Here is a 12,081-nt window from a genome sequence, read left to right on the forward strand (position 1 = left end):
GAAAGGAACATTAATGCCGCTTGCTAACTCCAACACTTAAACATGTTGCAGGTTGCGTAAAAAATACACCCTTAAACAGGCATCTTACCTCGCTATTCCTGAATAATGAAGATTTCAAAACCGCTTTCATCGTCTGGCTTAACCTCGATAAAGTCGTAGTTTTTGTGCTGTGTGTAGCTACTTTAATAGTTCGCGGCGAGTCTTACGCTGCTCGTTCTGATACTCGACTTCTGAGGAGGTGACCTGATCTATGGCGGCGCTGAATCTTGCACAGTTGCCGATGGCTGTATTGTTGTTAAAGTCAGGAACTTTTTCAGAGACTCTCCCATCATAGTAATATTGCTCCCTTTAAATAAACGCCTATAAAAACGCCAGGGTCTTTTAAGATCCTGGCGCTGCACACTTATTACTCTCTCTATTTCTAGCTTACTCCACGAGTATGCTGCTCTCCACTTTCAGCGATATATCTTCATCAGCGTTGTAAACTCGGAAAGTAACGCCGTCTTCTATGAGATTTCCTCCCTCGGTCCAGCCTGCCCCGAGGTCAACGGTGTCATTCTCATCACCTAAAATACTCAGTGTATTTCGATCATCAGTCATTTCCAGAACGTCCTCTGGACGCAAGGCATCCAACGAGTTGCCGCCACCCTTTGCCAGGTCGAAGCGCTCGATATTATCGAAGTTAGCGTAGTCACCCTGTTCCAGGTCTTCTTTGAAACGCATCACGATAGTGTCGTCGCCACCCAGGGCATCAATCGGTGAGCCGCTATACAACAGCGTATCGTCACCGGACGTCGGCTCCACGGCTGCGATATTGACCTCGAAGTTATCCGAGACATGCGCCGACTCCTCGCTGCCATCCGTGGTCCAGGCCTCGATAGCCACGGAGCCTTGCATCGCTCCCTGTACCAGATACAAATCATTGATCTGATCCGGCGTGATACCGCTCAGGGTGTAGGTGTCGTTGACGTCGTCATACGTCACGTTGGCGTCGTCCAGCAGCGTATTGCCGCCGTCGGTGAAGAAGCTGGCATGTTCGCCAAGTCCCGTCAGCTCGATCGTAGCGGTTTCCGAGCCGTCTAGGTCCTCCATCGAGGCACTGAGGTTGAGCGGAATCTTGTCACCCTCGTCACCGAAGCTCAGTTCGGGCGATAGCGTGATGCCATCGGCCACGGCCTGAACGTCCACTTCCAAGTCAGTGGAGGTGGTCTCGCTCTCACCGTTGCGGCTGGTCCGCGCCGTCAGGGTCAGGGCATCCGCGCCATCCAGGGTACCGCTCCAGTTGCGCGGCGGCACCAGGCCCACGAAGTCCGGCATGCTGCCGTCGTCGTTGAGGATCGACCAGCCTCCTCCACCAACGTTATCAGCCAGCGTCGCCGAACCGGCATCGCTACCGGTTTTGACCAGCCAGCCTTCTGGCACACCTTCTAGCAGCAAGGCATCAAGGCTCTGAGAGGCATCCGGCAGCGAAACGCCCAGCTGCAGTTCGACCAGTTCGTCCTCGGTGCCGACGGCATCGCTGGCAGTGACTTCCGGTGGCGGTGGCGCGATCTCGGAAGCACTCGACCCGGTCGATGTCTCGACATTGCTCGCACCAGTCTCCTGGGTCGCCGCCTCGGCGATAAGCGAAACGTTGCCCCAAGTATTGTCCTCCGGACGATAGCTCACCGTGACCGAGTCGCCCACGGCGACACCATCAATCACGTAGTTGCCGTCGCCATCCGGCGTGATCTCTTCGCCGTTGTACCACAGGCTGCCTGAGGCACCGTCGCCGCTGGTCATACCGGCCTCATCGAGGGTGATCACCAACTGACCATCCACCAGACTGACATCAGGATCATCCGCCGGGCTGGAGACGTCGATGGTGAAATCGATATCCTCGCCACTAACAGCATCGCCTGCGGAGACGTTGACGGTCGGCGTATCGGTCACCGGCGTTACCGGCGGCGTGACGCTGATCGTCGAGGCATTTTCCTCGCCGCTCGGCGACTGAGTCGTCAGGGTAGTATCAAAGGAGAATGGCCCTTCACTGTCGTTCCAGTCGGCCGGCGGCGTCACCGTAATACCATCCAGCAGGGTCTGTAGGGCGGCATTGCTGCCATCATCGGTACTGGCATACCACACTATCTCGCCGTCGATGGTGGTCTGTTGCATACCGTTGACCACGGCGCCCGGCGGTAGGTTGGAGATGGTCACCGCGCTGCGACCATCCGGCGAATCCCCGATCTCGGCAGTCACCAGGTCGGACAGCGCCATACCGGTGTCCTCGGTCATGGTCGCATTGGCGTCTTGCCAACTAATGATCTCGCTCGGGTCCTCGCCATCGCCGAAGTCGCCCTCACCGGTCAGCGTCCAGCTATCGCTGCCGCTCTCCTCCTGACTGGTCGCGCCATTGTCCTGGGTCACCGCGGTGATGGTGATCTCATGGTCCTCGATGGCATCCACTTGGGTGCCATCGCCCATCGTAAACTCGACGGTCTGGGTCAGGGTATCGGTGTCGAAGACGTCATCGGGATCGATCTCGATACGCCACTGGCTGCCCGTGCCACCTGCGACCTGCCCAACGAACTCGCCACCCACGACGCCGACCCCAGCAGGGACATTGTCAATCAGCAGGTACTTGAGGGACTCACTACCGTCGGTATCCGGCTGGGTGATATCGACGGTCACCTCGACACGATCGTTACCGTCGGCGGTGACGTCCTTCGCGGGCTCGTCTATGGTGGCATCGCTGCCACCAACATTGACGATCCCGGTAATGGTCACCGTCGGCACATCGGTTACCGCCTCGATGACGACCTCATGGGTTTCGTTCTTGACCACCGTGGTGTCGCCAACAGTGCCCTCATAGCCAGCGTTGGGGGTATCGGTGATCTCGTACTGCACCTCGAGAGTGCCGGCACTACCGGAGAAGTGCTCGTCGCCCTGGGCATAGATATTGTTCCAGGCACCGTCGGTCAGCTTGTAGTAGCCGCCCTCCTCGACTACACCCGGCTCGCCGTTCGCTGCGGCCTCGGCCAGCGTCGTGCTGCCATCGCTGCCGTAGTAGAGTTCGAACTGATTGCCCGTGACGCTGGCGACTTCGATCCATACCGAATTCAACGACTCGTTGGTATCGCCGTTCTGCGGCTCAAGCCTCAGGTTGAGCTGCCCCAGCTGATCCTCGGCCAGACTGGACTGGATACTGAATTTTGCCTCCGGCGATGGTGTCACCTCGAAGGCCACGTCTCTCGGACCATCCTCCAGGGTATCCCCATCGTCCTCGGTCACGATGGTGACCACCGAGAAATCCGCACGTCCACTAAAATTCTCCGGCGTGGTGATGGTGACGGCACTTGGATCAGTAGTCACCCATTCGCGACTGGCTCCCTCGCCGCGAATCAGAGTCGCGCCCTCAACATCGAACTGCGCATCGAGACCTGTGATGCGATAGGTCAGCGTCTCGGAGCCATCGCCGCTGGTTTCGCCCGAGCTGCTGGCAGTGATGATATCGCTCAGCGTAACGCTGGCACTGTCGGTGTCCAGGTCCTCTTCGGCATAGACCGGCGTCTCAATAGTGACATCCGGCGCATCGGCGACCCCATCCACATGGACGTTGATCGACTTCTCGACCGGCGTATCGAGGGTATCCGTCTCGCCATCGTACTCATCGACGGTAACGACCCCAGCCGTCAGCGTAAAGTCCTCGTTGCTGTCCTGCGGCGCCGTGACGGTCAACTTCACGCTACTGTCGAAGTCCTCGATCTCGAAGGTGTCACTCTCGCCTGTAGAGGTCCAGGTTTGTTCACTACCTTCTGGCCCATAGGTGATCACGGCACCGGCTGGCGCTCCGGAAAGCGTGACTGTGAAGCTCTCGTTGGGATCTGAACTCTGTGGCCGAATACCCAGCGAAATCGGCTCATCTTCGTTGCCCTCGGCGGGCGAGGTGACGCTCATGGACACCTGATCGGCCACCGGTGTATCGATAAAGATGCCGTCAAGTGTCGCATTTCCCGAAATGGCCGATACCTCTTCCCCTGTATCTGGATCGGTATCCACCGTTTTGGCCTCGACGCGAATCTGGAACTCGCCCTTCTGGTTGCGCGGTGCCTTGAACTCCAGGGTGTCCAGGTATTCCACCGGCACTTCGATGGGCGAGCCGTTATAGGTTTGCTCGACCCAGGTGGCGCCACCATCCGTGGAATAGCGGAAGCTGGAGCCGATGGCGCTATTACCCTGGCCTGAGACCCGTTCTGGCGTCAGCAGCGCAAAGGTCTGCTCCGAGCCATCGGCGTCCTGGTTAGCCCAGCCGTCCGCCGGATTGAAGCCATCGGCGTTGAGCGCGAACCACTCGTCTTCGATACCGTCCACGCCCTTACCATAGGTATGGTTACCGTTCATGGTCAGATCGGGTTGACTATCGCCATCGCTATCGCCGCCGACCTTTTCGGCGACCGGTGTCACAGCGATATCCGCCGTGACGTTGTGGGTCTGGGTATCCGAACCGGTCGAGGCGGTGTCCACCACTTCCACCTGCAGCGACAGGCTTGCGTCCTCGCTGCTATGGGCTGGTGGCGTAATGGTGTAGCCGGTGTAGCTGCCGTCGGCCACATCGTTTGGATCGATCGTGAAGCCACCGCTGCCGTCACCGGTATGCAAGACAGTGCCGTCGCCATCCTTGATCACCCAGCCATCCGGTACGCTGTCGATACCGATGGCCGTGACCGTCTCGCTGCCATCGGTATCACTGACATCGAGATCCGCCAGGAAGGCGATCTCGATATCTTCAGGCCCCTCGGCGCTGATATCGGCCGGCTTATCGGCGACCGGCAGGGTGTCGATATTCAGCGTGACCGAGTCTTCCTCCACCGTACCGTTGTTATCACCCGCATCGCTGTCATGATCCTGAGCCTTGAGGGTGACGGTGATGCCATCAAGATCGCCACTGAAATCGGTCGGCGGTGTCAGTGTCAGGGACGACGGAATCTGCGTCGATGTGCCGGCGCCGAAGTCACCAAGGTCGCTTGCCGGAATAACGATTTTGCCATCGGCTCCCGCGGTGATGGTGCTACCGTTCACCGTCACGGACGTGCCTTCCGGCACACCGCTGATTTCAAGCCAGCGCTCCTCGCTGCCGTCGAGATCCTCGAAGCTGGCGCCGAGCAGGTTGCCAAGGTCCAGCGCACCGTCCTCGTCGACGGAGGCGGTATGGGTAACCCCGCCGTCGATGGTTAGATCGACACCGTCCGTCACCGCCTGCACACCAACCTCCACTTGGGCGGTGCTTTCCGCACCGTCCACGCCACTCAGCGGGTTACCGCTGGTGTCGACCTCGTAGCTGGTCACGCTGACATCGACGGTAAAGTTCTCGTGACTCTGGGCAAGCGGATTGACCTGCAGCGCCTCGTACTGCGCCTTGGTCATGGTCAGGTCACCAGTAGCCGTGGCGATATGATCGCCATCGGAGAGAACGATGGTGATATCCCTACCATCGCTTGTCCACAGCATGTTGCCGCTGCCATCCAGCAGCTCGGTGCCACTCGGAATACCGCTCAGGGTAATCTCGCTCAGCAGTTCCGGGTTGTCGCCAGCGGTGCCGGCACCGTTCTGGTCCATGGTATCGACAGGGCTCGGTGCTGCCAGATTCAGCGCGACCGCAGTGTCTTCATTGGTCTGGACATTGCCACCTTGCAGATCCGGCGCATCGGCAACCGGATTGACCGTCACGTTAACCGTAAAGGTCTTGGTTTCATTGTCGGTCGTCGTGGTGTAGGTAAAGGAATCCTCACCGCTGTAGTGTTCGTTTGGCTCGTAGGTAATGGTGCCATCGTCGTTTACCTTGGCCTTACCGTATGTCGTTTCTACCCAACCATCTGCATCCGGTGTGCCACCGTCAATGCCGGTATTGGTGCCCGTCGCATCGGCATTGGTATTGAAGGTATTCTCAGTCGACCCGACGTCCGAATCCTCCTCCACCGTGATGGCTTTAGGCGCAACGCTGGGATCATCATCGACAACGGTGATGGTGAAGTCGGTTTCAACCGTATCATTGTCACCGTCGATGACTGTCAGATGCTGCAGGTTGATATCGAGAGTCTCGGCCCCGCCGTCATGATCCAGCGGCCGATGCAGCGTGAACTCATAGCCAGGTGTTGCCGCGGTCGGGTTGAGTATCTCGACCGTGAAGACCTTGCCGCTTTCACTATGATCAGCACCGCGATAGCCCGTCAGGGTGTGGCCATCGTTACTAACGACATATTCTAGATCTTGTCCATCCGACGTCAGCTCGGCAGCTTCAAGAGCCGATACGGTCGAATCGACACCCCCTTCACTGAACTGGACATCCCCTGCACCATCGGTACCAAAATCCACTGCAAAGGTATCGGATACGCTAGTCGCTGGCACATCAGGATTACTACCCAGGGCCAGATTGGCTTCATAGACCGAGGCGCTAGAAGGCGGCGTTGTGATGGCAGGACCATCGTCACGGAAAGTGAACTGGCCACCGACATCGACGGCATCGCTGTCGACGCTATCACCATCGCCATCGACGGCAGTTGCCACCAGTTGGAGGGCACCGTCGTTCAGGGTGATCGCATCATCGTGATCACTGCTATCCGGGTGCTCCAAAGGACGAGTCTGCGTCAATGTCACGGCACCGCTATCACCATCAAGCGCGATACGGAAGGCGATCTCGCCAGCGGGATCATTGCCCACACGACCGACCACATCGTCACCGTCCATAAAGAGATGAACGGCTTCACCCGTGGCGGTATCCGTTACGCCGGATGCCACGCCATCGGTGACCTGCAGGCGATAGGTGGTGCTGTCTTCGCCATCGGCACCGTGATCGATCGCGAATACGCCGTCGATAAAGTCGGCATCGGTGGCGCTGACTTCCCCAGCGGAGAAGTCGCTCTCATCGACTTCAACGCTGCCCAGCTGGCCACTGTCGACGCTGATCACCGGCTGATCATCGACGATACCGATGGTCACGGTGTTGGTGACGGTATTGCCGTACTGATCGACTGCGGTGTACTCGAAGCTATCGGTCGGCGGCGTGCCGGAGTGATCCGCCTCATTGTTCAGGGTGTAATCGAAAGTGCCATCGGTATTGACCGTCCAGCTACCCCACGGCGTCGAGCCGCTCTGCGCTGACTCTACCGTCCAGCCATCCTGAAGATTTAGGTCAGCACCGCTGATGATCTCGCTGTCGGCGGACGCATCGGTACCATCCACCAAACCTGCCTCATCCACGCTGCCCGTGGTGTCGGTCGGGGTACCGGTGACATCGGTAACGTCGATGGTCAGGGTCGCGGTGCTTTCGTCACCATCGCCATCGCGCACCGTGTAGGTGAAGACATCCTGAACGTCGGCATTCGTACTATTCGGATCGGCTACGTAGGTGTAACTGCCGTCGGCATTGAGGGTCAGCGTGCCGTATTCACCCTCGATTACCAGCGTGCCATTGGTCTCGTCGGCCGTATTGCTTGGCACATTATTGCTGGTCACCGCGAAGACTGTGACGCCGTCGGCGCCTTCGGTGTCGGCGACATCCCCCGGCGAGACACCATCGCCGCCGATCACGTTGCCACTCGTATCGGCACCTTCGGTCACGGCGTTGGTATCATCTTCGGCGGTCGGCGCATCATCGACTATCTGGATATTCAGATCGCCGCTGTCGGTCGAGCCATCCTCATCGGTGGCGGTGACCTTGATGCTGTCCATCAAGCTATCGACGTCTTCCTCCGGCGCATTGGTCAGGAGGTAGTCATAGTCGAGGGTGATGGTGCCGTCAGCGGCCTGGCTGTAGCCGTTCAGGGTTAGCTCGCCGTATTGGGTGGTCAGCGTTTGCGGATCGCTGCCCAGCGCTTCCACCTGTGCCTTGCTCAGTTCGAGCGTGGCCTCGTCCCCATCCTCATTGGTGTAGGTCAGGCTGACAGCGCCATCTTCCTGCAGGCCGTCCAGAGCAGTCAGCGTCAGGCTGGATTCGACGCGGATGTCGGCGGCGTTCGGGCTGGAGCCGTCCGCCAGGCCGCTTTCGAACACCACCTGGTCGGTGATGTTGCCATCTGGCGTGGTGGCGTCATTGTTGTTAGGCACATCAACGATCACGCCGTCGTCGCTGCTGTTGACCGTGATGGTCAGCGTGGCGTCGTCGGCATCACTGTCGCCATCCGTCAGCGTATAAGTGAACGTCTCGGACAGCGTCTCACCGTCGCTTAGCCCCTGGACCTCTAGGTTGGCGTTGTCGAGCACGTAGATATAGCTGCCATCAGGATTGAGCGTCAGGGTGCCGTACTCACCCTCGATCACCAAGGTACCGCCGCTGTCGGTGGCGTCGTTGCCCGGTACGTTGTCGCTGGTCACGCCGGTCACCGTGGCACCGTCGGCGCCTTGGATATCGGCCACATCGCCCGGCGAGGCACCGCTATCGCCCAGCACATTACCGGTCGTGGTGAGAACGCTGTCTTCCGTCACTGCGTTGGTGTCGTCTTCGGCCACTGGCGCGTCGTCGACGATTTTGATGTTTAGATCGCCGCTGTCGGTCTGACCATCACGGTCGGAGGCGGTCACGGTGAGGCTGTCCACCAGGTCGTTGAGGTTCTCACTCGGTGCCGTAGTCAGCTCATAGCTGTAATCGAGAGTGATAGTGCCGTCAGCGGCTTGGCTGTAGCCATTCAGGGTCAGCTCGCCGTACTGGGTGGTCAGGCTCTGTGGGGTATCGCCCAGTGCTTCTACTTCGGCTCGGCTGAGTTCGAGGGACGCCTCATTTCCATCCACATCGGTGTAGGACAAAGTCACCGCACCCGTGTCTTGCAAGCCATCCAGGGCGGTCAGCGTCAGGCTGGACTCAACCCGAGTGTCGTCGGTGTTCGGGGCAGAACCATCGGCCAAGCCGCTTTCGAATACCACTTGGTCATTGATGTTGCCATCCGGCGCGGTGGCGTCATTATCGTTGGGCACATCGACGGTCACGCCGTCATCGCTGCCGTTGACCGTGATGGTCAGCGTGGCATCGTCTGCGTCACTGTCCCCATCGGTCAGCGTGTAGCTGAACACCTCGTCCAGTGTCTCACCGTCGGTCAGGCCTTGGACCGTGAGGTTGGCGTTGTCGAGTGTGTAGGTATAGCTACCATCCGCATTGATCGTCAGCGTGCCGTATTCACCGTCGATCACCAGCGTGCCGTCAGTCTCAGTGGCTTCGGCAGCGGGAACATTAGTGCTGGTCACCGCGGTGACCGTGGCACCGTCGGCGCCTTGGGAATCTTCGACATCACCCGACGAAGCATCACTACCACCGATCACATTACCACTGGTCTCGACAGTACTGGTGGTGTCATCGCCTTCGGTCACAGCGTTGGTGTCATCGGTCGCCGTCGGCGCATCATCGACGATCTTGATGTTCAGGTCGTCGCTGTTGCTCTGACCATCACGGTCGGTGGCGGTCACGGTGAGGCTGTCCATCAAGTCATCGACGTTCTCGCTCGGTGCCGTGGTCAGCTCATAGCTGTAGTCGAGAGTGATGGTGCCGTCGGCGGCCTGGCTGTAGCCGTTCAGGGTTAGCTCGCCGTACTGAGTGGTCAGCGTTTGCGGATCGCTGCCCAGCGCTTCCACCTGCGCCTTGCTCAGCTCGAGAGTCGCCGGATCACCGTTCTCGTCGGTATACGCCAGCGTCACCGCGCCCGTGTCCCGCAGGCCATCCGGGGCAGTGAGCGTCAGGCTGGATTGGACGCGGGTGTCATTGGTGTTAGGCGCGGAGCCATCCGCCAAGCCGCTTTCGAATACCACTTGGTCATTGATGTTGCCATCCGGCGCGGTGGCGTCATTATCGTTGGGCACATCGACGGTCACGCCGTCATCGCTGCCGTTGACCGTGATGGTCAGCGTGGCATCGTCTGCGTCACTGTCCCCATCGGTCAGCGTGTAGCTGAACACCTCGTCCAGTGTCTCACCGTCGGTCAGGCCTTGGACCGTGAGGTTGGTGTTGTCGAGCGTGTAGGTATAGCTACCATCCGCATTGATCGTCAGCGTGCCGTATTCACCGTCGATCACCAGCGTGCCGTCAGTCTCAGTGGCTTCGGCAGCGGGAACATTAGTGCTGGTCACCGCGGTGACCGTGGCACCGTCGGCGCCTTGGGAGTCTTCGACATCACCCGACGAAGCATCACTACCACCGATCACATTACCACTGGCCTCGACAGTACTGGTGGTGTCATCGCCTTCGGTCACAGCGTTGGTGTCATCGGTCGCCGTCGGCGCATCATCGACGATCTTGATGTTCAGGTCGTCGCTGTTGCTCTGACCATCACGGTCGGAGGCGGTCACGGTGATGCTGTCCACCAGGTCGTTGAGGTTCTCACTCGGTGCCGTAGTCAGCTCATAGCTGTAATCGAGAGTGATAGTGCCGTCATCGGCCTGGCTGTAGCCGTTAAGGGTTAGCTCGCCGTACTGAGTGGTCAGCGTTTGCGGATCGCTGCCCAGCGCTTCCACCTGCGCCTTGCTCAGCTCGAGAGTCGCCGGATCACCGTTCTCGTCGGTATACGCCAGCGTCACCGCGCCCGTGTCCCGCAGGCCATCCGGGGCAGTGAGCGTCAGGCTGGATTGGACGCGGGTGTCATTGGTGTTAGGCGCGGAGCCATCCGCCAAGCCGCTTTCGAATACCACTTGGTCATTGATGTTGCCATCCGGCGCGGTGGCGTCATTATCGTTGGGCACATCGACGGTCACGCCGTCATCGCTGCCGTTGACCGTGATGGTCAGCGTGGCATAGCGGAATACCGAAGCGGTCGCGGAATTTACGCAACGCCTCGTACTCCATGCTCTTGACCTGGTGGGACTCGTTGGCGGCTTCGCCATCGCCGCTGCCCATGCCGTAGCCTTTGACGGTGTGCGCCAGAATGACCGTGGGCTTACCGTTGGTCTGGTTGACCGCTTCGTGGTAGGCCGCGTAGACCTTGAACGGGTCGTGGCCACCGCGGTTGAGCTTCCAGATGTCTTCATCAGACAGATCGTTGACCATCGCTTCGGTTTCGGGGTACTTACCGAAGAAGTGCTCACGGGTGTACGAACCACCGTTGGCCTTGTAGTTCTGGTACTCACCGTCGACCGCTTCATCCATGCGCTTTTGCAGGATGCCTTTCTTGTCCTTCTCGAACAGCGGATCCCAGTGACGTCCCCAGACCACCTTGATGACGTTCCAACCGGCACCACGGAACACGCCTTCGAACTCATCCATGACGCGGGAGTTGCCGCGCACCGGACCGTCCAAGCGCTGCAGGTTGCAGTTGATAACGAAGATCAGGTTATCGAGGTTTTCACGCCCGGCCAGGGAAATCGCGCCCAGTGACTCTGGCTCATCACACTCGCCATCGCCCATGAAACACCAGATCTTACGGTCGTACATGTCTTTCAGCTCACGGTGATGCAGGTACTTCATCACGTGGGCTTGATAGATGGCCTGAATCGGGCCAAGGCCCATGGATACCGTGGGGAACTGCCAGTAGTCCGGCATCAGCCACGGGTGCGGGTAGGAAGACAGGCCATCGCCGTCGACTTCGCGACGGAATTTATCCATCTGCTCTTCTGATAAACGGCCTTCCAAGTAGGAACGCGCGTAAATCCCCGGGGCAACGTGGCCCTGGATGTAAATCAGGTCGCCTTCAAAGTCGCCTTTGGGGGCGCGGAAGAAGTGGTTAAAGCCGACATCGTACAGCGTAGCCGACGACATAAAGCTGGCAATGTGGCCGCCCAGCCCGGGGTTGGCGCGGTTATTACGGATGACCTGGGCAATGGCGTTGTAACGAATCAACGACCGAATGCGGCGCTCCATAAACAGATCGCCGGGCATCGGTGCTTCGCGATGCACAGGGATCGTATTCCGGTGCGGGGTTGTCACCGAGAAGGGTACCTTCATCCCGTCCCGGCGCAGGCGATCCGCCAAGCGGGTCATCAGGTAGCGGGCACGATCTTCGCCCTCACGATCCAGTACTGATTCCAGGGATTCCAGCCACTCCGTGGTTTCGAGCGGATCGAGATCTTCTCTTGTCTCCAGACTCATAGAGGTCTCTCCGAATGACGATAAAAGGTAAGCCTCACAGC

General features: G+C 59.2%; 1 protein-coding gene and 1 pseudogene. Both read right to left on the minus strand.

Features of this window, described 5'->3' with window-relative positions; all coding sequences use genetic code 11:
- Positions 1-426 precede the first annotated feature (426 nt).
- Positions 427-10,710: a VCBS domain-containing protein gene (locus tag CEK60_RS04030; protein ID WP_198361458.1), complete on the minus strand. Its 10,284-nt coding sequence runs from the start codon at positions 10,708-10,710 to the stop codon at positions 427-429.
- Between the two features lie 40 nt (positions 10,711-10,750).
- Positions 10,751-12,040 (minus strand): annotated as a pseudogene (gene aceE / locus CEK60_RS04035) (pyruvate dehydrogenase (acetyl-transferring), homodimeric type); the annotation flags it as partial.
- Positions 12,041-12,081: the final 41 nt, after the last annotated feature.

The sequence above is a fragment of the Halomonas sp. N3-2A genome (genome assembly GCF_002216165.1).
Taxonomy (GTDB): Bacteria; Pseudomonadota; Gammaproteobacteria; order Pseudomonadales; family Halomonadaceae; genus Vreelandella.